Annotated in this window: 20 protein-coding genes and 2 pseudogenes; 8 read left to right on the top strand and 14 right to left on the bottom strand. The window is 72.1% G+C overall.

The genetic code is table 11. From position 1 onward, the window contains the following. Positions 1 to 2: 2 nt before the first annotated feature. The 3 genes from ACQPZW_RS35005 to ACQPZW_RS35015 are packed head-to-tail and all read left to right on the top strand — an operon-like array spanning position 3 to position 3,043. A complete protein-coding gene (locus ACQPZW_RS35005; RefSeq protein WP_433790291.1) occupies positions 3 to 1,118 on the top strand; it encodes a PP2C family protein-serine/threonine phosphatase in 1,116 nt (371 codons plus the stop codon). Between the two features lie 12 nt (positions 1,119 to 1,130). After that, positions 1,131 to 2,396 carry a VWA domain-containing protein gene (locus ACQPZW_RS35010; protein WP_433790292.1) on the top strand — a complete coding sequence of 422 codons (1,266 nt, stop codon included), beginning with the start codon at positions 1,131 to 1,133 and terminating at the stop codon, positions 2,394 to 2,396. Between the two features lie 2 nt (positions 2,397 to 2,398). Next, the gene (locus ACQPZW_RS35015) at positions 2,399 to 3,043 is read left to right on the top strand and encodes an FHA domain-containing protein (protein ID WP_433797704.1); all 645 of its coding nucleotides are present in this window, start codon (positions 2,399 to 2,401) and stop codon (positions 3,041 to 3,043) included. 9 nt (positions 3,044 to 3,052) lie between these two features. Here ACQPZW_RS35015 and ACQPZW_RS35020 read toward each other — a convergent pair whose 3' ends face one another. After that, positions 3,053 to 3,838 (bottom strand): inositol monophosphatase family protein, encoded by a 786-nt coding sequence (locus ACQPZW_RS35020; protein ID WP_433790293.1) that lies wholly within the window; start codon positions 3,836 to 3,838, stop codon positions 3,053 to 3,055. A gap of 131 nt (positions 3,839 to 3,969) precedes the next feature. On the opposite strand from ACQPZW_RS35020, the gene ACQPZW_RS35025 reads away from it, so the two are divergent. Both ACQPZW_RS35025 and ACQPZW_RS35030 read left to right on the top strand, forming a co-directional pair. Further along, complete coding sequence (locus ACQPZW_RS35025) at positions 3,970 to 4,359, top strand: VOC family protein (protein WP_433790294.1); 390 nt, start codon at positions 3,970 to 3,972, stop codon at positions 4,357 to 4,359. A 57-nt stretch (positions 4,360 to 4,416) separates the two neighbouring features. Further along, positions 4,417 to 5,169, top strand: a complete 753-nt coding sequence (locus ACQPZW_RS35030) for a hypothetical protein (RefSeq protein ID WP_433790295.1) — start codon at positions 4,417 to 4,419, stop codon at positions 5,167 to 5,169. A 209-nt stretch (positions 5,170 to 5,378) separates the two neighbouring features. Here the strand turns inward: ACQPZW_RS35030 and ACQPZW_RS35035 are convergent, their stop codons facing one another. The 3 genes and pseudogenes from ACQPZW_RS35035 to ACQPZW_RS35045 all read right to left on the bottom strand — a co-directional run. After that, positions 5,379 to 5,717, bottom strand: coding sequence for an STAS domain-containing protein (locus ACQPZW_RS35035; protein ID WP_433790296.1), 339 nt, complete (start codon positions 5,715 to 5,717; stop codon positions 5,379 to 5,381). After that, a complete protein-coding gene (locus tag ACQPZW_RS35040; RefSeq protein ID WP_433790297.1) occupies positions 5,711 to 6,538 on the bottom strand; it encodes an ATP-binding protein in 828 nt (275 codons plus the stop codon). The genes ACQPZW_RS35035 and ACQPZW_RS35040 overlap by 7 nt, the downstream gene beginning before the upstream one ends. A 399-nt stretch (positions 6,539 to 6,937) precedes the next feature. After that, positions 6,938 to 9,663: pseudogene (locus tag ACQPZW_RS35045) on the bottom strand (DEAD/DEAH box helicase); the annotation flags it as partial. Between the two features lie 80 nt (positions 9,664 to 9,743). On the opposite strand from ACQPZW_RS35045, the gene ACQPZW_RS35050 reads away from it, so the two are divergent. Beyond that, complete coding sequence (locus ACQPZW_RS35050; RefSeq protein ID WP_433797706.1) at positions 9,744 to 10,487, top strand: HAD family hydrolase; 744 nt, start codon at positions 9,744 to 9,746, stop codon at positions 10,485 to 10,487. A 13-nt stretch (positions 10,488 to 10,500) separates the two neighbouring features. On the opposite strand, the gene ACQPZW_RS35055 is transcribed toward ACQPZW_RS35050, so the two are convergent. The 7 genes from ACQPZW_RS35055 to ACQPZW_RS35085 all read right to left on the bottom strand — a co-directional run bounded on the left by ACQPZW_RS35055 (position 10,501) and on the right by ACQPZW_RS35085 (position 15,384). After that, positions 10,501 to 10,692 carry a hypothetical protein gene (locus ACQPZW_RS35055; RefSeq protein ID WP_433790298.1) on the bottom strand — a complete coding sequence of 64 codons (192 nt, stop codon included), beginning with the start codon at positions 10,690 to 10,692 and terminating at the stop codon, positions 10,501 to 10,503. A 41-nt stretch (positions 10,693 to 10,733) separates the two neighbouring features. Then, entirely contained in the window at positions 10,734 to 11,633 is a 900-nt protein-coding gene (locus ACQPZW_RS35060; protein ID WP_433797707.1) for a diacylglycerol kinase family protein, read from the bottom strand. 11 nt (positions 11,634 to 11,644) lie between these two features. Beyond that, positions 11,645 to 12,601: a twin-arginine translocase subunit TatC gene (tatC, locus tag ACQPZW_RS35065; protein ID WP_433790299.1), complete on the bottom strand. Its 957-nt coding sequence runs from the start codon at positions 12,599 to 12,601 to the stop codon at positions 11,645 to 11,647. Positions 12,602 to 12,610: 9 nt separating this feature from the next. Next, positions 12,611 to 12,958 carry a Sec-independent protein translocase subunit TatA gene (gene tatA / locus ACQPZW_RS35070; protein WP_433790300.1) on the bottom strand — a complete coding sequence of 116 codons (348 nt, stop codon included), beginning with the start codon at positions 12,956 to 12,958 and terminating at the stop codon, positions 12,611 to 12,613. Positions 12,959 to 13,090: 132 nt separating this feature from the next. Continuing rightward, positions 13,091 to 13,333: a hypothetical protein gene (locus ACQPZW_RS35075; RefSeq protein WP_433797708.1), complete on the bottom strand. Its 243-nt coding sequence runs from the start codon at positions 13,331 to 13,333 to the stop codon at positions 13,091 to 13,093. A gap of 16 nt (positions 13,334 to 13,349) precedes the next feature. Next, positions 13,350 to 14,339 (bottom strand): helix-turn-helix transcriptional regulator, encoded by a 990-nt coding sequence (locus ACQPZW_RS35080; protein ID WP_433790301.1) that lies wholly within the window; start codon positions 14,337 to 14,339, stop codon positions 13,350 to 13,352. Positions 14,340 to 14,394: 55 nt separating this feature from the next. After that, a complete protein-coding gene (locus ACQPZW_RS35085; protein WP_433790302.1) occupies positions 14,395 to 15,384 on the bottom strand; it encodes a helix-turn-helix transcriptional regulator in 990 nt (329 codons plus the stop codon). 172 nt (positions 15,385 to 15,556) lie between these two features. On the opposite strand from ACQPZW_RS35085, the pseudogene ACQPZW_RS35090 reads away from it, so the two are divergent. Together ACQPZW_RS35090 and ACQPZW_RS35095 are read left to right on the top strand one after the other, a co-directional pair. Beyond that, positions 15,557 to 16,333: pseudogene (locus ACQPZW_RS35090) on the top strand (cation diffusion facilitator family transporter); the annotation flags it as partial. 183 nt (positions 16,334 to 16,516) lie between these two features. Then, positions 16,517 to 17,599, top strand: coding sequence for a DUF3866 family protein (locus tag ACQPZW_RS35095; RefSeq protein WP_433797710.1), 1,083 nt, complete (start codon positions 16,517 to 16,519; stop codon positions 17,597 to 17,599). Here the strand turns inward: ACQPZW_RS35095 and ACQPZW_RS35100 are convergent. The 3 genes from ACQPZW_RS35100 to ACQPZW_RS35110 all read right to left on the bottom strand — a co-directional run bounded on the left by ACQPZW_RS35100 (position 17,575) and on the right by ACQPZW_RS35110 (position 20,054). After that, entirely contained in the window at positions 17,575 to 19,053 is a 1,479-nt protein-coding gene (locus tag ACQPZW_RS35100) for a GGDEF domain-containing protein (RefSeq protein ID WP_433790303.1), read from the bottom strand. The genes ACQPZW_RS35095 and ACQPZW_RS35100 overlap by 25 nt on opposite strands. Positions 19,054 to 19,115: 62 nt before the next feature. Further along, the gene (locus ACQPZW_RS35105; RefSeq protein ID WP_433790304.1) at positions 19,116 to 19,766 is read right to left on the bottom strand and encodes an O-methyltransferase; all 651 of its coding nucleotides are present in this window, start codon (positions 19,764 to 19,766) and stop codon (positions 19,116 to 19,118) included. Between the two features lie 87 nt (positions 19,767 to 19,853). Then, complete coding sequence (locus ACQPZW_RS35110; protein WP_433790305.1) at positions 19,854 to 20,054, bottom strand: hypothetical protein; 201 nt, start codon at positions 20,052 to 20,054, stop codon at positions 19,854 to 19,856. Positions 20,055 to 20,067 lie beyond the last annotated feature (13 nt).

The following is a 20,067-nucleotide window of genomic DNA, read 5'->3' on the forward strand; positions in this document are numbered from 1 at the left end:
TCATGACCCTGACGACCGACTGTGCCTCCTGTGAGGACGAGCTGGCCTCCGGCGCTACCTTCTGCGAGGCGTGCGGGCGTAGGCTCGCCGAACCGCCCGTTCCTGACGTGGCCCCGGCCCCGGCGCCGGCCGGCAAGGACTGCACGCGGTGCGGAGCGGCGGGCTCCGTGGGCGACGACGGGTACTGCGAGGAGTGCGGCATGATGGCCGGCCGATCCCGCGATCATCTGGAGGCCGACGGCGGTGCGGTCGGCGCGGCGGTGAGCGACCGCGGGCGGCGGCATCACCGTAACGAGGACGCCATGTGGCTGGCGGTCGGCGACGACGCCGCCGACGTGGTGGTCTGCGACGGTGTGTCGGCGTCGTTCGACCCGGACGCCGCCTCCGACATCGCCGTCCGCGCGGCCGGCGAGCTGCTGGCCGGCGCGCGGCACCCGGACCTCCCGTTCGTCACCGACGGCACCGACGAGACCGTCGACCTGGAGGGTCTGGAACGGCCGGCGGGCGCGGTCGGGCTGGCCGGCGCGGTCGCGCACGCCATCACCGGCGCCGCCGCCGCGGTCGCGTCGCTGGCGCACACCGGCGATCCCCGCCGTGCCGCCGCGAACCCGGCCTGCACGATCGTGGCCGCCGCGGTGCGCGGCCCGCACGTCGGCTACGGCTGGGTCGGTGACAGCCGGGTCTACTGGATCGGACCGGAGGGCCCGGCCGAGCAGCTCACCGAGGACGACTCGTGGGCGACCCACGTCATCGCGCTCGGCGCCGACCCGATGACCGCGATGAACGATCCGAAGGCGCACGCCATCACCGCCTGGCTGGGCGCCGACGCCGGGCCGGTCCGGCCGCGGGTGCGGTCGTTCACCGCGACCGAGCCGGGGCACCTGCTGCTGTGCAGTGACGGCCTGTGGAACTACCTGGTCGACCCGGCCGAGTTCGGCGGCCTGGTACGTGAATGCCTCACCGCCGCGAACAGCCTGCTCGGAGCAGCGCGGGCGATGGTCGCGTACGCGAACGCGGCCGGCGGCGCCGACAACATCACGGTCGCGGTGATCCCGGTCCGGCCGGCGCTCACCGATCCGGAGCCCGAGACCACCGACCTCGACACCACCAACGCGTAAGGAGTCCCGAGAGTGTCCTACACCGCCGAGACCTTCCAGAACGAGTACCTCGCCCTGGGCGCGAGTGAAGTCAACGCGATCGTGACGGTCACGTCGAGCGGTGGCGAGGGCGGCCGCCGTACCGGTGGCGCGACCGAGATCATCATCGTCGACGCGTCCGGCTCGATGCAGGCCGAGGGTCGCATCGGCGCCGCCCGCCAGGCCGCCAAGGCCGCCGTCGAGTGCATCGACGACGGTGTCCATTTCGCCATCATCGCCGGGGTCAGCACCGCCCAGCAGCTCTTCCCGGACCCGGGCCAGCTGGCCGTCTCCTCGCCGCAGACCCGGGCCACGGCCGCGGCGGCCATCGACCGGCTGCAGGCCAACGGCGGCACCGCGATGGGCGCGTGGCTGCTGCTCGCGGCCCAGCTGTTCGGGCAGCGGCCGGGCGACATCAAGCACGCCATCCTGCTCACCGACGGCGACAACGGCGAGCGGTACGGCTACCTGGACAGCGTTCTGGACCAGATCAAGGAGCAGTTCACCTGCGACTGCCGGGGCGTCGGCGCGAACTGGAAGGTCGCCGAGCTCCGCAAGATCGCCGACAAGATGCTCGGCACCGTGGACATCGTGGCCAAGCCGATGGAGCTGACCGCCTCCTTCCAGCAGATGATCACAGCGGCGATGGGTAAGACCGCCGCCGACGTGCAGCTGAAGGTGTGGACGCCGGTCAACGCCTCGGTCCGGTTCGTCAAGCAGGTCGAGCCGCAGGTCGCCGACCTCACCGGCAAGCGCGTCGAGGACGGTCCGCGGGCCGGCCGCTTCCCGCTCGGCTCGTGGGGCCGGGAGAGCCGCGACTACCACCTCTGCATCGACGTGCCGGCGGGCGCGGCCGGCGACGAGATGCTGGCCGCCCGGGTGCACATCATGGAGGGCGACACCGAGCACGCCCGTGCCCTGGTCCGGGCGGTGTGGACGGACGACACGGCACTGTCCACCCGGATCAACCGGCAGGTCGCCCACTACACCGGGCAGGCCGAGCTGGCCGACGCGATCCAGGAGGGCCTGGCCGCGCGGGAGGCCGGCGACGACCGTACCGCGACGATCAAGTTCGGCCGGGCCGCGCAGCTCGCGCACGCCAGCGGCAACAAGGCGACCGAGGATCTGCTGGCCAAGGTGGTCGAGATCGAGGACGCGGTGACCGGTACGGTCCGGCTGCGGCGCAAGGTGGCGGCCGAGGACGAGATGGCCCTGGACACCCGCTCGACCAAGACCGTGCGGGTCGGGCGCGGCCAGTGACCATGTACACCTGCCCGAAGGGTCACGCCTCGGCGGAGGGTGACTTCTGCGACACGTGCGGGGCGCGCATCGACGGCGCCCCCGCCGTGCCGCTGGTGACGGCGCCGCCGACCGAGGCGATCGCCCCGGCCAAGGAGAAATGCCCGAACTGCGGCTATCCGCGCAGCGGCCCGTTCCGGTTCTGCGAGGACTGCGGGTACGACCACAGCACCGGCCGGGTCCCGCAGATCGACCCGCAGCCGGTGGCGGCGCCGGCCGGCCCGTGGACCGCCACGGTCGCCGCCGACCCGGAGTACTTCGCGCTCAACGACATCGAGGGCGTGGTGTTCCCGGCGGGATCGATCCCGCAGACCATCACGCTGGCGCCCCCGCAGGTGCGGATCGGGCGGACCAGCACGTCCAAGGGCACCACCCCGGAGATCGACCTGGGCGCCGCCCCGTCCGACCCCGGCGTGTCACACAACCACGCGCTGCTCACCTTCAGCATCGACGGGACATGGCTGGTCTCCGACGTCGGCTCGTCGAACGGCACCTGGATCAACGACGAGGACCAGCCGCTCGGCACCGGCATGCCCCGAACGCTCAAAGACGGCGACCAGGTGCACGTGGGCGCCTGGACCACCATCACCCTGCACGCGCCGAACTGACCGGCGGCCCTACCTCAGCACGGCCAGGGCGGCGTCGCCGAGCTCAGCGCTCCGGCTGTAGAGCGACGCCCCCGGGCCGGGTGTGGTCCGCCCGTCGAGGCCGCGGTAGTCGCCACCGGCCTCGGTGACGATCAGCGACGTGGCCGCGAAGTCCCAGATCTTGCCGCTGGTCTGCACCGCCACGTCCAGGTCGCCGCGGGCCACCAGCAGGCCGGGGTGCAGCGACCAGGGCCGCTCGGCGGTGGCCTCGATCAGGGCCGCGACGTCGGCCCGGTCCCAGTCGGGGACCACGCCGAGGCGGCTGATCGCCAGGTCGGGCGCGCCACCCCCGGCGACCGCGATCTTCTGCTCACCGGTGATCCGGCCGTCGTGGAACTCGGCTTCGCGGGCGCCTCCCCCGCGGACCGCCCAGAAGATCCGGCCCTGCGCCGGCAGCGCCGCGACGCCGACGGTGACCTCGCCCTTCTCCTCGAGGGCGATCAGCACCAGCCAGCGGTCGTCGCCCTCGACGAACAGGTGGGTGCCGTCGATCGGGTCGATGATCCACCGGCGGCCACCCTCACCGGCGGTCTCGCCGTGCTCCTCGCCGAGGATGGTGTCACCGGGGCGGGCGGCGGACAGGACCTCACGGATCCGGTCCTCGACGGCCCGGTCCGCGGCGGTCACCACACTGCCGTCCTGTTTCAGCTCGCGAGGCAGCCCGGCGAGCGCCGCGAAGTGCCGCAGGCCCTCGGCGGCGCCGGTGAGCGCGGCCTCCAGGGCGAGTTCCCGATCGTCAAGCGTGTAGTCGGCCACGAACCCATCCTGCCCCGGACCGCCGTACGGGGTTGTCAGGTGACCGATAAGTTCATGAGAATTCTGCTCGTCTCACCGGTGGCGATCGTCACGTGTCGCAATTGGACGATACCGGTCAGTAGGGTGTGATCATGCATCGCAGCCGCCTCTTCGGCATCTTCATCGACACCCCGTCCGCCGAGACGCCCGCCGCCGCGTCGTTCTGGGCCGGCGCCTTCGGGGCCACCGCCACGCCCGTGCCCGGCGAGGAGGAGTTCATCGCCCTGGTCGGTGCGCTGCCGGGACTGGCCGTGGACGTGCAGTCGGTCGACGACGCGCCGCGGTACCACGTCGACATGGAGACCGACGACGTGCCGGCCGAGACCGCCCGCCTGCTGGCGCTCGGCGCGACCGTGGTCGCCGACCACGGCGGCCACAAGACGCTGCGCGCGCCCGGCGGCCACCTGCTCTGCGTGGTCCCGGTCCAGAGCGACCAGCATCTGTTCGATTCCACCGCGCGCACCTGGCCGTCGATCGATTAGGCTCACCGCCGCAATCGATCATGGGGGTCCCACTTGAAGCCGTACCACCCTTTCCTGGTGGCCGTCGCCGTCCTGCTCACCGCGGGCTGCACCACCCCGTCCACACCCGCCGCACCGGCCACGGCCCCCACGGTGTCCGCCGACGCCAGCGTGGCGGCGTCACCGAGCCCGGCCGGCCCCGGCGCCCGGGAGCTGCTGCTGGCCGCGCTGGAGAAGTCGAAGAACGCGACCTACCGGTTCTCGACCAGCGGTCAGGTGCCCGACTCCAAGAAGATCACCGGGTCCGGCACCTACGACCCGAAGGCCAAGCGGATCTCGGTGAAGTACAAGGTCACCGGCGGGGGCGCGAAGACCGAGGCGACCCAGCGGATCGTGGTCGGCACCGACCTGTACTCACGGTCGAAGGACGGCGAGACCTGGGTGCATCTCAACCTGAAACGGCTCAAGAAGGACTCGCTGTACGCGTACGACATGAGCGATCCGACTGGCATGTCCCGTTTCGTCGAGTCGATCGAGAAAGTCACCAGCACCGGACCGAACACCTTCAGCGGCACCCTGGACATCGAGGGCGACCGTTTCAACGAAGGTTTCCTGCCGATCGGCACCCCGGCCATCTCGGTGCTCTTCGGCGGTAACGCCACCTTCACCGCGACCACTGACGCGGCCGGCTGGGTCACCTCGATCAAGGTGTCACTGAAGGACAGCGAGGACTCCCTGCAGATGACCACCACCCTGAGCGGTCACGGCAAGGCGTCCGGCATCAAGAAACCGTCGAACTTCGGCGAGGCGATGGACTTCTACTACGACTGACCGATCTCGTACGGCTACGCCTCACCCGTCTCGGCTCGGCCGTCTCGGCTCGGCCGTCTCGGCTCGGCCGTCTCGGCTTGGCCCTTTCGGCTCGGCCGTCTCGGCTCGGCCCTTTCGGCTCGGCTCGGCCGTCTCGGCTCGGCCCTTTCGGCTCGGCCGTCTCGGCTCGGCCGGCTCCTGCTCTCCGCTCGACCTTTTCGGTGCATCGTTCATAGGCCGTCGAAGAGGTCGGCGGCGCGGGTGGCCTGCAGCAGCCACCGCAGGTGCGGCTGCGGGTCGTGCAGATGGCAGGTGGCCCGCCGGGACTCGGCCACCCGCCGGGCCGCCACCAGCATGCGCAGCCCGGCCGCGTCGCAGAAGTCCACCCCGGCCACGTCGATGTGGATGTGCCGGACCGGCCCGGTCAGACCGAGCAGGTCGTGCAGCCGGGTCAGGTCGTAGAGCTGGCTCTGCAGGGCGTCCACCGACATCGCGTCGAGGCTGCCCCGCAGGGTGATCAGCAGGCGGTCGCCGTCACGTGCCCCGTCGATCCGGGTTGCGCTCACCACGGCGCCTCCTCCGGCCGGGAACGGACGATGGCCCACACCAGTTTGCCGCCGCGGGCCGGCAGCGCGCCCCACGACGAGGCCGCCGCGCTCACGATGCGCAGTCCCAGCCCGCGGTCGGACAGCGACGGCCCGAGCAGCCCCGGCACCGGGTCACGCACTCGCGGCAACACCGGGTCGCCGTCGTAGACGGCCAGGTGCAGGGCCGCCCCGGCGCCGCGCGACGACACGATCACCTCGACATCGGTACCCGCATGCTCGGCGGCATTCACCACCAGCTCGGAAATGACCAGCCTTGCCCGTTCACGCAGATGGCCGAGACCCCAGCCGGCGCAGGCATCGGTCACCAGCGAGCGGGCCGGCAGTGCCGCAGCCGGGTCGGGCGGCAGGGCCAGGTGCATCCGGTCCGGCAGCGGATGCCCACCCGCCATGGCGTCCCGCGCCTGCGGCACCGTCGCATACAGCACCAGCCAGTCCCGTGCGCCGAGCCGCCGCAACCGGCGGGCCAACGGCGCGGTCGCCGGCACGCAGACGGCGACGGCGATCGGCGGCTCCATGGCGGCGCCCTGCGAGCACGCGGTCAGCCACAGCGAGGCGCTCACCGCGTGCGGGTCACGCAACTGGTGCAGGTCGACGATCACGCCGGTGGGGTGCTCGGCCAGGCACTTGTCCAGCACCGTACGGGCCTGTGCGGCGAGCCGGCGATCCCAGCCGCCCCACACCGAGAGCTCGATGACCGCGGTGTCCGCGTCGATGACCGCCAGCACCGACTCCGCCACCGCGTCACCGGACCACCCGATCAGATGCGGTGAGCCCGCGCTCATGTCCCCTACTTCCGGACCTCCGGTGTCTCGCGGTGCGCCGCGACAACAGATGAACCCCGCCAATGCCGCCGCCGCAATTCTTGAATCATCCCAATGACAGCGTCAACGGAGATTCACCATCCGCGATGATCGCTCCATCACCGGCAGCCCCCAACCGGCGCGGTCCGGCGTCCCGGATCGCCACGCCCGACCCGACAGCCCGGACCCGACAAGCCCGATCCAACAGCCCCACCCGGGTGGGCGGCCTGGGTAGGCGGCCCGGGTAGGCCAGGCCAGCCAGGCGGGCGGGCCAGGCCGGGCCGGGTGAGCCCGGTGGCCCAGGTGAGCCAGCCAGCCGGGCGGCCCGGGTGACCGGGCGGCCCGGGTGACCGGATCAGATCGCGCCTTGCAAGGCCAGCACCCCCGATTCACCGCGGTGATCGCCTTACGCGCCGTCTCCTTGACGCTCGGCGAAGCCGCCGACGCCTCCCTGACCTGGCCGAGCAGATCGAGGACCTGCCGCGCCCACCGCACGAAGTCACCGGCCGGCATGTCGGCGTCGTTGTGCCCGCTGGCCAGCACCCGGGCCAACGGCTCGCCCCGGGCCCAGCGGAACATCGGCCACACGAACCCGGGATCGGGCTCGCGGGTCAGCGACAGCCCGTACTCGCTCTCGTCGGCGGCGATCTCGCCCCACAGCTTGGCGCAGGCGTCGACGGCGGCGCTGATCGGGCCCTTCGGCACCGACGCACGGTCGTCGCCCTCACGGCGCGACTCGTAGAGCACCATCGACACGGCCGCGGCCAGCTCGTCGGGCGCCAGACCGTCCCACACGCCCTGCCGCAGGCACTCGGCGACGAGCAGATCGGCTTCCGACCAGATCCGGCCGAGCATCCGGCCGGCGTCGGTCACCTCGCCGTCGCCGGAGAGATAGCCGCGGGTGGTCAGCACCGCGCACACCTGGTCGAAGGTGCGGGCCAGCGACCCGGTCCGCCCGGCCACCTTGTCGCGCAGCGCGTCGGTGTCACGCAGCAGCCGGTGCCGGCGCTCGGCCCAGCGGGCGTGATCCTCCCGCTCCGGGCAGGCGTGGCACGGGTGCTGGCGCAACTGCACCTTGAGCAGGGCGACCTCAGCGTCCTCACCGGGGTTGGCCCGGCTGCGGCCACTGCGGCGACGGTCCGGATGACGGTCCAGCCCGGTGTCGCTGATCTGGGCGGCGAGATCGCGGCGGGCACCCGGCGAGCGGTGGTTGAAGTTGCGCGGCACCCGCACGCGGGCCAGCACCTCCACCTCGCCGCCGAAGTCGCCGGGGCTGACCCGGCCGGACCACCTGTCCTGGGTGAGCACCAGCGGCCGCGGCTCGCCGAATCCGGTGGCGGCCGGCTCGAGCACGACGGCCAGCCCGGCCCGGCGGCCCTGCGGAACCCGGATCACGTCACCGATCCGCAGTTTCTCCAGGGAGGAGACGGCGGCCGAGCGGCGCTGCTGCACACCTTGGCGGGACAGTGCCTTCTCCCGGTCGGCGATGGCCACGCGGAGCCCGAAATACTCGTCGAAGTCGCCGTGGTGACAGGCGGCGTCCTGTCCATACGTCTCCATGGTCTCGACGTTGCGCTGGACCTGACGGGCCAGGCCGACCACCGACCGGTCCGCCTGGAACTGGGCGAACGACGACTCCAGCAGCTCCCGCGACTTCTCCGCGCCGACCGAGCCGACCAGGTTGACCGCCATGTTGTACGACGGGCGGAACGACGACCGCAGCGGATAGGTGCGCGTGGAGGCGAGCCCGGCCACGTGGCGCGGATCCACGTCGGGGCTCCACAGCACCACGGCGTGGCCCTCGACGTCGATGCCGCGGCGCCCGGCACGGCCGGTCAACTGGGTGTACTCCCCGGGGTGAGGTCGACGTGCGCCTCGCCGTTGAACTTGACCAGCCGCTCCAGCACCACGCAGCGGGCCGGCATGTTGATGCCCAGCGCCAGCGTCTCGGTGGCGAACACCGCTTTGACCAGGCCCTTGACGAAGCACTCCTCGACCGCCTCCTTGAAGGCGGGCAGCATGCCGGCGTGGTGGGCGGCGACCCCGCGCTCCAGCCCGTCGAGCCACTCCCAGTAGCCCAGCACCGACAGGTCGTCGGCCGGCAGGTGGGCGACCTTGGCTGACACGATGCGCCGGATCTCGGCCCGCTCGTCCGGGTCGGTGAGCCGCAGACCGGCGTTGAGGCACTGCTGGACGGCGGCGTCGCACCCGGCCCGGCTGAAGATGAACAGGATCGCCGGGAGCAGACCGGCCCGCTCCAGCCGGTCGACCACCTCGGCCCGGGGCGGCGGCTGCCAGCGCTTGCCCCGGCCGCCGCGCCAGCCGGACGCGGCCCGGTCGGTGAACTCCATCCGCCGGTCCATCTCGCGCGTGTAGCGCAGCAGCTCGGGGTGGACGTCGTGTTTCCGTGCCGCGTCGGCGTCGTGGAACAGGTCGAACATGCGCCGGCCGACCAGCATGTGCTGCCAGAGCGGGACCGGCCGGTGCTCGCTGACCACCACCTCGGTCTGGCCGCGGACCGTCACCAGCCAGTCGGCGAACTCCTCGTAGTTGCTGACCGTCGCCGACAGGGAGACCAGCGTGACCGAGGCCGGGAGGTGGATGATCACCTCTTCCCAGACCGCGCCGCGGAACCGGTCGGCGAGGTAATGCACCTCGTCCATCACCACATAGGCGAGGTTGCGCAGCTGGTCGGAGCCGGAATAGAGCATGTTGCGCAGCACCTCGGTGGTCATCACCACCACCGGGGCGTCGCCGTTGATCGCGTTGTCGCCGGTCAGCAGGCCGACCTTGTCGGCGCCGTAGCGCGACACCAGGTCGTGGTATTTCTGATTGGACAGCGCCTTGATCGGCGTGGTGTAGAAGCATTTGCGCTGCCCCGAGCGCAGCGCCAGGCTCACCGCGAACTCACCGACCACGGTCTTGCCGGCGCCGGTCGGGGCGCAGACCAGCACGCCGCTGCCCCGCTCCAGGACCTCGCAGGCCTCGCGCTGGAAGTCGTCTAGGTCGAAGCCCACGTCGAGCATGAAATCTTCGAGCGCCGGATAGGTGGCGACCCGCGCCGCCCGCCGCTTGGATGCCGAATATTTCTCGGCGGGACTCGTCATGAACACAAGGCTAGTTCGTGGGTATGACAAAACGCAGCACGGTTATGGGGCCGTCAGCGCTGCCGACACGGGTCGGTAAGGTGCACCACGTGCCGCATGCCTCGAATCCACCTGTCCCACCGGCGCGGCCCGTCGAGGCCGTCCTGTTCGACTTCCACGGCACGCTGGCTCAGGTGGAGGACGCGCTGGCCTGGGTCATCGCCGCGGCGGCCGCCTGCGGGGCCGAGCTGGACCGGGGTCGGGCGACCGTCCTGGCCGACCGGCTGACCACGGCGGGCCGGGCCGGTGGGCCGCTGCCGCACCGGGTTCCGCCGCACCTGGCCGAGCACTGGGCCGACCGCGATCTGTATGCGCACAGCCACCGGGCCGCCTACACCGGGCTGGCCGCGACCGTGCCGACCGACGTGGAGGGCCTGGCCGACGCGCTGTATGAGAGGTTGCTCGTGCCGGACGGTTGGGTCCCGTACCCGGATGCCGAGCCGACCCTGCGCAAGCTGCACGAGGCCGGGGTGAAGGTGGCCGTCGTCAGCAACATCGCGTTCGACGTCCGGCCGCTGTTCGACGCGTGGGGGCTGACCGAGCTCGTCGACGCGTTCGCGCTCAGCTACGAGGTCGGGCGGATCAAGCCGGACCCGGCGATCTTCTGGCGCGCGTGCGGCATGCTCGGCGTGGACGCGGAGCGGGCGCTGATGGTCGGTGACAGCCCCGCCGACGCGGGCGCGGTCAAGGCCGGCTGCGCCGCGTACATCGTGCCGGCCGCGGATGCCGGCAAGGCGAACAACCTGTCCGCCGTCCTGTCACTGGCGCTGCCGCCGCAGGCGTGAGACCCCGGCAGGCTCAGGCGTAACGGTCCAGCACGGTGCCGCGGCGGCCCTTCCTCGCGGCGGTCTCGGCGATGGCGGCCGGCGACTCGCCCTGCGTGTTGACGGCGGCGTCGGCCATCGCCTTGAAGGCGTCCTTGGTGCTGCCCAGCAGCGAGGTGGCGTTACCGAAGAGCGAGGCGGCGCGAGGTCCGATCGAGTTCGTCATGCCCTACCGTTCGGCCCGCCCCGGCAAATCTGACCCTCGACTCAACGGAGCAACCGAACCGCACCCGGCACACAGCTCACCTCCAGCGGCAGAGGACCGAGCCGCTCGCCGTCCGCGTACGCGACGATCCCGGCGGCCACGATGCGCACCTCGCGCGCCCGCACCACGGTGACCCGCGGATCACGCACATGGGTTCCGAGGCGCAGCCGCGGCTTGAGCCGCATCAGGTCGAGCCGCCCCAGCGGCGCCGCGAACAGCACGTCCAGCAGCCCGTCGGCCGGATCGGCGTCCGGCAGCATCCGCATCCCGCCGCCATAGCTCGCACAGTTACCCACCGCGACGATCTCGGCCGGGAAGGCGTGTTCCTCCCCGTCCAGCGTCAGGGTGTAGTGCCGGGCGCGCAGCCGGGCCAGCTCCAGAACGATCGCCAGGTCGTAGCGCCGCGGGCCACGCGGGCGGCGCATCCGGTTGGCGCGCTCGTTGACCAGCGCGTCGAACCCCGCGGCCAGGACCGCACAGAACCACCGTCGCTCCCCGTGGGCATCAACGGTTCGGGCGAGATCAAACCGGTGGGCACGGTCATCCCGCAGCGCCGCGGCGATCCCCTTCGCGGCCTCCAACGGATCAGGGGGTACGCCCACCGCGCTCGCGAAGTCGTTGCCGGTCCCGGCCGGCACCACCCCGAACCCGACCGGCTGCCCGGCGACCGACTGCAGGGCCCGGTGCACCGTGCCGTCCCCGCCGACCGCCACGACGGCCGCCGCCCCGTCCGCGACCGCCGCGTGACAGGCCTCCTCGGCCTCGATCCCGCTGCCCGCGGTGAGGATCCGAACGGCGCGCCCGGTCGTCCCGAGAGCCTCCACGACCCCCGGAAGCAGACCGCGGTGCCGGCCGCGCCCCGCTGAGGGATTGGCCAGCACCGCGATGAAGTCACTCACGATCCGGAATTAGATCAGGTCATGTCGTCGAATCTGCGCTCGATCGACCGAGGCTGTGCGACCGGCGCCGGAGCGTCGATCGCCGTGGGAGCCTCGATCGGGTCGGAGGCGCCGACCGGCACCCGCTCCTCCGGCAACTCCGAGATCTCGTCGTCGTCGAGCCCGGCGTAGATCTCCTTGCCGCGGCCCTTGCGCTTGTCGTTGACCGCCGCGACGCCGCAGGCGATGAAGTAGAGCGCCGAGAGGCAGGCTGCGAGCAGCGTCATGCCGAACGGGCCCGGATCCGGGGTGGCGACGGCAGCGAACGCGAAGGACAGGAACACCACGGTCCGCCACCAGCTCAACAACCGCTTGGCCGAGGCCACGCCGGTGAAGTTGAGCATCAGGAGCACTAGCGGGAACTCGAACGCGACCCCGAACAGCAGGATCATGCTCGTCACGAAGTCAACGTAGGCCGATGCCTCGAGTGTGGTCCCGGCACCGGTGACACCGGCATCCAGGAGGAACTCCAGGCCCTTGTCCACCACCGCGTAGGCCAGGACAGCGCCACCGGCGAACAGCGGCGCCGCGAGAGCGACGAACACATAGGCCCACTTGCGCTCGTGCCGGTGCAGGCCCGGCGCGATGAAAGCCCACAGCTGGTAAAGCCAGACCGGCGCGCTGACCACGATCCCGACCCAGAGCGCGATCTTCAACTTGATGACGAAGCCGGTCGCCGGTGACAGCTGGACGAACTGCCGACAGACGCCGTTGGCATCAGTCGCGTCCGGCAGGCTGCAATACGGCTCTTTGAGTAGGTCGAACGTCGGCTGGGACAGGACGAAACCGACGATGAGACCCGCGACCAGGCCCACCGATGCGAGGAACAGCCGGTTACGCAACTCCCGAACGTGCTCGATGAGCGTCATGGAGCCGTCGGAAGCCTGCTGGAACTTCGTAGGTCCCTTTTTCTTACGCAGGCTCAGAGCCATCGGGCTGGATCAGCGGTCGTTGGTGCGGTGCTGCACCGGGTCGACGAAGGGCTGCGCCGGCGGCGGCTGGTAACCCTGCGGCGCCTGCTGCTGGTAGCCGGCCGGCGGCGGGGGCGCCTGCTGGTAGCCCGGCTGCTGGTAGGGCTGCTGGACCTCGCCCTGCAGCGGGGTGCGGCTGTGCTGGGGCTCCGCTTTCTCCGCGATGTTGTCGTCGTCGACGAGGCCCTTGGTCTCCGCCTTGATGATCCGCAGGGAACGGCCGAGGGAGCGCGCCGCGTCCGGCAGCCGCTTCGCGCCGAAGAGCAGGATCAGCACGACAACGAGGACGATGATGTGCCATGGCTTGAGGGCGCCCATGGGATGACTCCAGTCGGTCGGATCAGTTTGCGGGGTCCATCGTACGTGTGGATCCTGACGATTTTGCCGTGCGGATCCCTCAGGTTTCTTATGATCTTGGTAAGGCCAGGACAACAGGGCGGTAACTGCCCGTCACCGGCCGCGGCCCGCCTTGATCACCTCGACCTTCGCCTGCGCGCGCTCGGCCCGCTCCTGAAGGCCCTGCACGGTCGCCTGCAGCCGCTCCGCGCTCTGCTGCAGCACCAGGGCCTCGTCACGGCGGCGCTCCAGCTTGCCCGCGGCCCGGCGCAGCGCGGGCAGCCGCCCGATCACCCGGGACGCGGCGAAGATCAGGACGAACAGCGCGATCACCACGACGGCGATCCAGACCCACATCAGCACGCGGCCCACCCTATCGGCCCGCGACCGGGTCCGCTCCGAGGCCGGTCGGCGCGGCGTACTGATCGAGGGCCGTCGCGGCCTGCGCCCGGATGCGGTCGAGCAGCTCCGGCGGGCCGATCACGGTGACGTCGCGGCCCTGGCCGGTGAGGAAGCGCTGCGCCCATCCGAGGTCGGTGACCCGCATCGTGACCAGCCACTCGGTGCTGTCCTTGACCACCTCCTCGACCGGGTAGTACTCGGTGATCCAGCGGCCGCCGCGGCCCACCCGCAGAGTGACCAGCGGCAGCTCCGGGCCGGGCCGGAAGACTCCGCCGGTGACGTCGTGCGGCACCGCCTCGACCGGGGGCGCAGCCGACTCGTCCAGCTCGGTGAACCCGTCGATCCGGTCGATCCGGAAGAGCCGGGTCGCCTCGGCCCGACGGCACCACGCCTCCAGGTAGTTGAAGCCGCCGACCATCAGCATCCGCATCGGGTCGATGACCCGGTCGGTCGTCTCGTCGCGGGCGGCCGTGTAGTAGGTGAGCCGCAGCGCGTGCCCGGAGTCGACGGCGGCGCGGACGGCGGCCAGCTTCTTCTGGTTCGCCGGGAGGCGGACCGCGACCGGAGCGTCGGCCAGGTCGCCGGCCGCGCTCTCGATCTTGGCGAGGGCCCGCTCGATGGCGTCGCGGGTGCCGATGCCGGGCGTCTCCGCGAGCATCCGCAGTGCCACCACCAGGGCCAGCGCCTCGTCGGGATTGAGGCGCAGCGGCTTGTCCATGCCGGCGTCGTGGCTGATCGTCACGTGGTCGCCGTCGATGGCCATGTCGATGAGGTCGCCGGGGCCGTAACCGGGCAGCCCGCACACCCAGAGCAGCTCCAGGTCCTCGCGCAGCTGCTTGTCGGTGACGCCCAGGTCGGCGGCCGCCTCGGAGATCAGGATGCCGGGCCGGGCCAGCAGATAGGGCACCAGATTGAGCAGGCGCCCGAGCCGGTCGCCGGACGGGGTCCGCACGGTGCTCACGCTGTGCCTCCCTGGGAACGCTCGACCGGCACCCGCCCGTGGCGGCGCCGGCGGATCATGCCGTCACCGCCGGGAGCTCGTGGCGGGTGATGAGCTCTTTGAGGTGCTGGACGACGGCGTCGCGCAGCTCGGGCGGGCCGTCGGCGCGTGCGTCCGGACCGTACCCGGCGATGCGCGAGGCCAGCCAGTCGACGTCGCCGTAGACGATGGTCAGCCGGTCGCCCTCCGGGCCGGGGACGACGTCGGCGGCGAGCCGGCGCAGCCCGGCGGCCCGGCCGTGGCGGACCGTGACGGTGGCCCGGCCGTTGCGGGCGATCGGGCCGGACGAGCGGGCCACGTGGCTGATCAGGTCGGCGCCGGCGGGCGGCTCGAAGGCGTCGCCGCGGCCGGTGGCGCGCACGTCGCCGACGATGCGGGACAGCCGGAAGCAGCGGGTGGCGTCGCGGTCGCGGTCGTGGCCCACCACATACCACCGGCCGCGCCAGCAGACCACGCCCCACGGCTCGAGACGGCGGGTGCTGGGCTCGTCGACCTCGGGAACCCGGTACTTGAAGGTGACCGCGCGGCGCTCCCGGGCGGCCGAGGTGAGCGGCCCGAACGCGGGGTCGACGGTGACGACCGGCTCCACGCCGAGGGTGGCCTGCGGGTCCACCTCGACCCCGGCGGCGCGGAGTTTGGCCAGACCGGACGATGCGGCGGCGGCGAGACCGGCGTGCTGCCACAGCCGGGCGGCGATGCCGACGGCCGCGGCCTCGTCCGGTTCGAGGAGGATGTCGGGCAGCGCGTACTCACGGTGCGCGATCCGGTAGCCGGGCTCCTGGTCGAAGATGCTGGCCGTCCCGGTCTCCAGCGGCACGCCCAGGTCACGCAGCTCGGCCTTGTCCCGCTCGAACTTGCGCTGGAACGCCTCGTGATCGCGTGGGTCGGACGGATCGTGCTCATATCCGGGCACGGTCGCGGCGATCTGCGCGGCGGTGAGGAACCGTCGTGTGGACAGGAGGCAGATCACCAGGTTCACCAGGCGCTCGGTGCGAGTGCGCGACACGGGCGCAACGCTAGCAGGCGCCCCCGGGCGACGGTTATCCGTCACTGCGCCGGGGAAGACCGCATTCGTGACCTCCACTGAACCGTCCGTGCCCGCGCCCGCGGAGCCCCCCGCCGAGTCGGAGAGTGTCGGCACCGTCCTGGTCGCCGGCGCCGCCAATCTCGCCATCTCGGTGGCCAAACTGGTCGCCGGCCTGCTGTCCGGGTCGGCCGCGATGCTGTCCGAGGCGGCCCACTCGCTCGCCGACACCGTCACCGAGGTGTTCCTCTACGTCGCGCTGCGGCGGGGTACCAAACCGGCCGACGAACAACACCCGTTCGGGTACGGCAAGGAGAGCTGGGTCTGGGCGTTCATCGCCGCGATCTTCACCTTCGTCGCCGGCGCCGGGTTCTCGATCTACCACGGCATCGTGACGGTCATCGAGGGCGAGCACACCGGGGACTACCTGGTGTCGTACATCGTGCTGGCGGTGGCGTTCGCGGCCGAGAGCGTCTCGTTCGCCAAGGCGCTGAAGCAGGTCCGCGGGGCCGCCCGCCGTTGGGAGACCACACCCGCCCGGTATCTGCGGTACACCTCCGACACCACGGTGAAGGCGGTCTTCTTCGAGGATCTCGCGGCGCTGGCCGGGCTGGTGCTGGCCGCCGCCGGACTGGGGCTGGCCCAGGTCACCGGCTCGGAGGCGTGGGACGGCGCGGCGTCGATCGTGATCGGCCTGCTCCTGCTGGTGGTGGCGATCGTGCTGGCCCGCAGCAACATGTCGCTGCTGGTCGGCCGGGCCGTGCCGCCGCGGGTGCACGACACGATCGCCGCCGAGCTGGCCGCGATCCCGGTCGTCATGGGTGTCCCGACGCTGCTGACGATGCAGATCGGGCCGGGCGAGATCCTGGTGGCCGCAAAGGTCGACTTCGCCGACGACGTGCCGGCCGGCGAGATCGAGACGGCATGCGACGAGGCCGAACGACGATTGCGGGCGGAGTTCTCCGGCATCCGCTACGTGTTCCTGGACCCGACCCGGGGAAGAACAGACCCGACCCGGGGAAGCACGGACTCGACCCGGGAAGAACAGACCCGGCCGGCGGAACGACGGACCCGACCCGGGGACGGCCCGCCGCCGGCGGATAGGGTCGCGGCCATGGTGCGATGGCGGTCCGGGACGGTGCGGAAGGTACGGCGGAGCTGGCACGGAGCCGTCGAACTCGACGTGGACACCGCCGACGGACCGGTGCGCGCCCTGGCGTACCCCGATCTGGTCGGTGTCCCCGAGCCCGGCGACCGGGTGCTGCTCAACGTGGGTGCGCTGGTGATGGGCCTGGGCACCGGCGGGTACGCCCTGGTGGTGGCGATCCCCGACCGGCTGCCCGCCGACCCGGCCGACGACGGCGCCACCCGCGACGCGGGCCATCTGGTGAAAGCGCGGTACACCCCGCTGCAGCCGATCCGTCTCGGCGTCGACGAGGAGGCCTCCCCGCATCGCGCGGTGCTGGCCGCCGCCGAGTCGATCGACGGCATGCCGGTGGTGACCGCCGACCTGCATTCGGCGCTGCCGGCGATCCTGGCCGGGATCCACGCCGACCGGCCGGGCGCGCGGGTCGCCTATCTGATGACCGATGGCGGGGCGCTGCCGGCCTGGTTCTCCCGCACGCTCGACGGGCTGCGCGGGCACCTGGCCGGGACGGTCACCACCGGTCAGGCGTTCGGCGGCGACCTGGAGGCGAGCACCGTGCACACCGGGCTGCTGGCCGCCCGGCATGTGCTGCACGCCGACGTGACGATCGTGGCGCAGGGGCCGGGCAATCTGGGGACCGGTACGACCTGGGGTTTCTCCGGGGTGGCGCTGGGCGAGGCGGTCAACGCGATCGCGGTGCTGGGCGGGCGGCCGGTCGGCTCGTTGCGGATCTCCGACGGCGACGGGCGGGAACGGCACCGCGGGGTGTCACATCACAGTCTGACGGCGTACGGCAAAGTCGCTCTCGTCCCCGCCGACCTGCCGGTGCCGGACGGCCTGCCGGAACCGCTCGCCGAGGCGGTCGACGCCGCGCTCGCGCCGCTGGCCGCACGGCACCGCATCGTCCGCGTGCCCTCGGCGGGCCTGGACCGGGCGCTGCGCGAGTGCCCGGTGCCGCTGTCGACGATGGGCCGCAAGCTGGACCAGGACCACGGCTATTTCCTGACGGCCGCGGCCGCCGGCCGTCACGCCGCAAGCCTGCTGGGCTGATCGGCGGTCTCCACCCGGTTGCGGCCGGCCGCCTTGGCCGCGTAGAGCGCCGTGTCGGCCCGCTGGAGCAGCTCGTCGGAGGTCTCGACGCCGTCCCAGACGGCAAGCCCGGCGGAGAAGGTCTGCCCGAGCGGGGTGGCCTCCAGCGCCCGGGCCATCGCGCGGCGCCCGTCGCCGGCGTCGGCGTCGGGCAACAGCACGACGAACTCCTCGCCACCGAAGCGGGCGATCACGTCGACGTCGCGCAGCGCCGCGTGCCAGGCCGCGCTGGCGGCCTTGAGCAGCTGGTCGCCGGCCGGGTGACCGTAGGTGTCGTTGTACTTCTTGAAGTGGTCGAGGTCGAGGATCGCGACGGCGACCGGCTCACTGTTACGGCGGGCGCGCTCCAGGGCGCGGGGCAGCTCGTCGTTCCAGGCGCGCCGGTTCGGCAGTCCGGTCAGCTCGTCGGAGCGGGCCAGCTCCCGCACCTGGCGGGCCTGCCGTTCGACGTGCCGCAGGAGCAGCGCCATCCGGGCGACGACCAGCAGGAACAGCACGGCCGAGCAGATCGCGATGCTCCAGCCGTCGGTCACCTCACCGGAGGCGGTCTGTGCGGCCAGCACCGCGGGGGCGATCAGCGACGCGCCGGCGAGCAGCGCCAGCAGGCCCTTGCCGAGGCCGGCCGGGCGGGCCTCGGCGGGCGCCGCCACCTCGCGGGCGCCGCGGTGCAGGCAGGCGACGCCGAACAGCACGAACGCCACGAGGAATACCGATTCCAGCGCGTGCGCGAACCAGGGGGTCTCGGCGAGGGCCTCACCGGCGTCGCCGAGGTTGCCGAGCACCACCCAGGCGCAGTCGCCGATCAGGAACGCGGCGAGCGAGCCGGTGATCCACCAGAACGGGGCGCCCCGGCTGCCTCCGCTGCGCAGCAGGCGGGTGGTCATCGCGATCAGCAGGAGGTCACCGATCGGGTAGGCGACCTGTGTCGCCCGTGCCCACCGGTCCATCAGGTCGCCCAACTGAACCGGCGAGATCACGTAGACCCAGGCGAGCAGACCGAACCCGGTGGTGATGGTGGCCGCGTCGACCAGGGCCGCCGAGTCCACCCGCCGGTCGCGGCCCCGGATCAGGACGGCCAGGCCCGCCACGGCCGCCGGGTAGAGGCCGAGGAAGAACGGGTCGGCCGGCGTCGGAAGGTCCACCAGCCCGTATTCCGCCGAGACGGCCGCGACGCCGATGCCGGTGGAGTTGGCGAGCACGCCGGCCGCGAACAGCCACCACGGCAGCCGCTCGGGGCGGGGCAGCCGGGAGGCGCCGATCAGGATCGCCGCGACCCCGGCCCAGCCGATCCCGACCTGCCAGACGGCGTGCCACCAGCCCTCCTCCGGGAGGAACTGGTATGCGGCGATGGCGGCAGCCGCCATCGCCGCGAAGACCGTCGCGGCCCGACCGGCCCGCACGCGCTGTTCCGACACGCAGTCCAGGAGACGTCATGGCGGGGGCGCCCGAGGTCGCCGGGCCGGTGCGAACGGGTTGCTCAGCTCCGCTTGCGGATCAGCGTGACCCCGTCGCGGACCGGCAGCATCACCGAGTCGACCCGCTCGTCGGTGACGATCCGGTCGTTGAGGCCGGCGACCACCCGGTCCGGCTCGTCCTGCGGAGCGAGGACCCGCCCGCCGCGCAGCACGTTGTCGAAGACCATCAGGCCGCCCGGGCGCAGCCGCGGCACCAGTTCGTCGTAGTAGTCCGGATAGCCGGTCTTGTCGGCGTCGACGAATGCGAAGTCGATCACCGGGTCGGAGGGGAGCGACCGCAGCGTGTCGAGAGCCGGGGCGATCCGCAGCTCGATCCGGTCGGTCAGCGCGGCCCGCTGCCAGTAGTCACGCGCGATCGAGGTCCACTCCTCGGAGACGTCGCAGGCCAGCAGCCGTCCCCCCGGTCGCAGCCCGCGCGCGATGCAGATCGACGAGTAGCCGGTGAACGTGCCCACCTCGACGGCGCGCTCCGCACCGGTGAGCCGCACCAGCATGGTGAGCAGCGCACCCTCGTCGTGCGAGATCTGCATCCCGGCGGCACCGGGCGGGAATTTCGCCCAGGTCTCGGCGGCCAGGTCGCGCAGCACGTCGTCGGCGGGCGTGCAATGGGTCAGCAGGTAGTCGCCGACGGCGGGATCGATGATGTCAGCCATACCGGACAGCCTGCCGCAAACCCGACGGGCTTTTCAAACCGCGGCAAGGGTACGGCCACACCTGCACCACCTGTCTCCAAGGCGTGCTCAGGCGCTGAGGATCAGGTATGCCCACCCGGCCACGAAGAGGACGAGCACAAGCGCGAGCACCCAGGTCGGAACCCGGTGGTTGCCCTCGCGGTTCTCCTCGATCTCACGCCGGATCTTGTCACGACGGCGGTCGAGCCGGTTGAGCCGCACCTCGGCCTCGGTGCGCTCGGATGGTTCAGGCAGATCAGGTGTCGTCATAGCCGGGCCAGCG

The organism is Actinoplanes sp. CA-252034, assembly GCF_050956125.1.
Lineage (GTDB): Bacteria > Actinomycetota > Actinomycetes > Mycobacteriales > Micromonosporaceae > Actinoplanes.